We start from the raw sequence: 3,692 nt of genomic DNA, 5'->3' as shown, positions 1-3,692 counted from the left end.
TGGTTGCGGGGACAGGATTTGAACCTGTGACCTTCAGGTTATGAGCCTGACGAGCTACCGGGCTGCTCCACCCCGCGTCACCATTGGACGTAAGCCGAGGCCTACGAATAGGATTGCCTACAAATAGGTAGATGGCTGACCAATTGAAAGGGCCGCTTTCGCGGCCCGTGGTTTCCCGATTGGCGGGCCTTGTTCATAAAGAGAAGATTTCAACGTGCGTTTAGCAGACCTGGCAGCGACCTACTCTCCCGCGTCTTGAGACGAAGTACCATCAGCGCTGGAGCGTTTCACGGCCGAGTTCGGAATGGGATCGGGTGCAGCCGCTCCGCCATAACCACCAGGTCGGCAAAACGCACGTTGTTCGAGAAGCTGGGTTAGGGATTAGGCAGTAGGGAATAGTGAGTAGGAGATACCTGCTCGCTATAAGCTTGTGCCATTTGCCCGTCTTTCCGTGCCAAGGCGACGTTATCTACAGGGCGCTTCGGGCATAAGCCCGCAAGCGCGACTGCGCGTCGCCGGTTTTCCGGCGCCCTCGCGGAGCATAGGCCCGTAAGGGCCGCTCATGCGTGAGCGCTGGTAAGACCATCGTGTTTCACGATGAGCATAAGGAATGAGAACGATCAAGCCGATCGAACTATTAGTACCGGTAAGCTTCAAGCGTTGCCGCTCTTCCACACCCGGCCTATCAACGTGGTCGTCTTCCACGGTTCTCAGGGAATACTCGTTTTAAGGTGGGTTTCCCGCTTAGATGCCTTCAGCGGTTATCCCGTCCGGATATAGCTACCCTGCTATGCGGCTGGCGCCACAACAGGTCCACCAGAGATCCGTCCATCCCGGTCCTCTCGTACTAGGGACAGATCCTTTCAATATTCCTACACCCACGGCAGATAGGGACCGAACTGTCTCACGACGTTCTGAACCCAACTCACGTACCGCTTTAAATGGCGAACAGCCATACCCTTGGGACCTGCTCCAGCCCCAGGATGCGATGAGTCGACATCGAGGTGCCAAACAACCCCGTCGATATGGACTCTTGGGGGTCATCAGCCTGTTATCCCCGGCGTACCTTTTATCCGTTGAGCGATGGCCCTTCCACGCGGGACCACCGGATCACTATGACCGACTTTCGTCTCTGCTCGACTTGTCAGTCTCGCAGTCAGGCAGGCTTATGCCATTGCACTCAGCGAACGATTTCCGACCGTTCTGAGCCCACCATCGCGCGCCTCCGTTACTCTTTAGGAGGCGACCGCCCCAGTCAAACTACCCACCATACATTGTCCCGGACCCGGATAACGGGCCGCGGTTAGACATCCATAGTAATAAGGGTGGTATTTCAAGGGTGGCTCCACCTGAGCTGGCGCCCAGGTTTCAAAGCCTACCACCTATCCTACACATGCCACTACGAATGCCAATGTAAAGCTATAGTAAAGGTGCACGGGGTCTTTCCGTCTAACCGCAGGAACCCCGCATCTTCACGGGGAATTCAATTTCACTGAGTCTATGCTGGAGACAGCGGGGAAGTCGTTACGCCATTCGTGCAGGTCGGAACTTACCCGACAAGGAATTTCGCTACCTTAGGACCGTTATAGTTACGGCCGCCGTTTACTGGGGCTTCGATTCAGAGCTTGCACCCCTCCTCTTAACCTTCCAGCACCGGGCAGGCGTCAGACCCTATACGTCGTCTTGCGACTTCGCAGAGCCCTGTGTTTTTGATAAACAGTCGCTACCCCCTGGTCTGTGCCACCCTCCTCTACTTGCGTAGAAAAGGGTCACGCTTCTTCCGAAGTTACGCGTGCAATTTGCCGAGTTCCTTCAGCATAGTTCTCTCAAGCGCCTTGGTATACTCTACCAGACCACCAGTGTCGGTTTCGGGTACGGTTTATAAGGAGGAGCTATTTCCTGGAACCACGCAGCAGCCCGTTCAATCCGATAAGATTGGACTACCTCAATGATCCGTCACTACCTCCAAGCCCACGAATATTAACGTGGTTCCCATCGACTACGCGTTTCCGCCTCGTCTTAGGGGCCGGCTAACCCTGCTCAGATTAGCTTTAAGCAGGAACCCTTGGTCTTTCGGCGGGGGAGTCTCTCACTCCCCTTACGTTACTCATGTCAGCATTCGCACTTCTGATACCTCCACCACCCCTCACGGGTATGGCTTCATCAGCTTACAGAACGCTCCGCTACCGCTTGGCCCTTGCGGACCAAACCCTAAGCTTCGGTGTATGGCTTTAGCCCCGTTACATTTTCGGCGCAAAGACCCTTATTTAGACCAGTGAGCTGTTACGCTTTCTTTAAATGATGGCTGCTTCTAAGCCAACATCCTGGTTGTTTTGGGATCCTCACATCCTTTCCCACTTAGCCATAACTTGGGGACCTTAGCTGTAGGTCAGGGTTGTTTCCCTTTTCACGACGGACGTTAGCACCCGCCGTGTGTCTGCCGACTAGTACTCCCAGGTATTCGGAGTTTGGTTAGGTTTGGTAATCCGGTGAGGACCCCTAGCCCATCCAGTGCTCTACCCCCTGGGGTATTCGGTCGACGCTCTACCTAAATAGATTTCGCGGAGAACCAGCTATTTCCGAGTTTGATTGGCCTTTCACCCCTAGCCACAAGTCATCCCGAACTATTGCAACAGTTATGGGTTCGGTCCTCCAGTAAGTGTTACCTTACCTTCAACCTGCTCATGGCTAGATCACTCGGTTTCGGGTCTAATGCGACGAACTGAACGCCCTATTCAGACTCGCTTTCGCTGCGCCTACACCTAGCGGTTTAAGCTTGCTCGTCACACTAAGTCGCTGACCCATTATACAAAAGGTACGTGGTCACCCAGGACGAACCTTGGGCTTCCACTGTTTGTAGGCAATCGGTTTCAGGTACTCTTTCACTCCCCTTGTCGGGGTGCTTTTCACCTTTCCCTCACGGTACTAGTTCGCTATCGGTCATGCACGAGTACTTAGGCTTGGAGGGTGGTCCCCCCAATTTCAGACAGGATTTCACGTGTCCCGCCTTACTCGAGGACGATTGATTGCATTACGCGTACGGGGCTGTCACCCACTATGGCCCTACTTTCCAGAAGGTTCCGCTTGTCTCTCAATCGCCACTGGCCTGGTCCGGGTTCGCTCGCCACTACTTCCGGAGTCTCGGTTGATGTCCTTTCCTACGGGTACTTAGATGTTTCAGTTCCCCGCGTTCGCCACTTTACCCCTATGTATTCAGGGTAAGTTACCTATTATCGATACTTGGAAACCACAGCAGCAAGTCGGCCTTGCGACCCTCTGGCTGCTCTGATTTTCCAAGTACCTTAGGTGGGTTTCCCCATTCGGAAATCTACGGATCAAAGGGTATTCGCACCTCCCCGTAGCTTATCGCAGCGTATCACGTCCTTCATCGCCTGTGCATGCCAAGGCATCCACCAATTGCCCTTAAGACACTTGATCGTTCTCATTGCCAATGCCCACCTGCGCAATCCGAAGGATTGTCGCTTCAGCCTCTCCCTTACGGGGTTAGCGTCCGCGCAATCCGAAGGAATTGTCGCCTGGACCAAATCCTGTGCGGGATTTAGCCCGATGTCATTGGCACAAAAAGACCAGCTTCTCGAGATCGGTTCGAGGGTGCGGTTAGGCAAGCCCATCATATGCGGGAGATTGAGCGTCTCCCGCGACAAATCACAGCATTACGGCCATGAAGTTCG

The 3,692-nt window shown here is 54.1% G+C and carries 1 tRNA gene and 2 rRNA genes; all 3 read right to left on the bottom strand.

Going from position 1 to position 3,692, the window contains the following annotated elements:
• Window positions 1-77, bottom strand: a tRNA-Met gene (locus tag FCU66_RS37290).
• 150 nt (window positions 78-227) lie between these two features.
• A 5S ribosomal RNA gene (gene rrf / locus FCU66_RS37285) occupies window positions 228-342 on the bottom strand.
• 274 nt (window positions 343-616) lie between these two features.
• A 23S ribosomal RNA gene (locus FCU66_RS37280) occupies window positions 617-3,438 on the bottom strand.
• Window positions 3,439-3,692 lie beyond the last annotated feature (254 nt).

This window comes from Mesorhizobium norvegicum (assembly GCF_004919685.1).
Lineage (GTDB): Bacteria > Pseudomonadota > Alphaproteobacteria > Rhizobiales > Rhizobiaceae > Mesorhizobium > Mesorhizobium norvegicum.
Note: the sequence above shows the minus strand (reverse complement) of the source record. Positions and strands in the feature narration are given on the sequence as shown.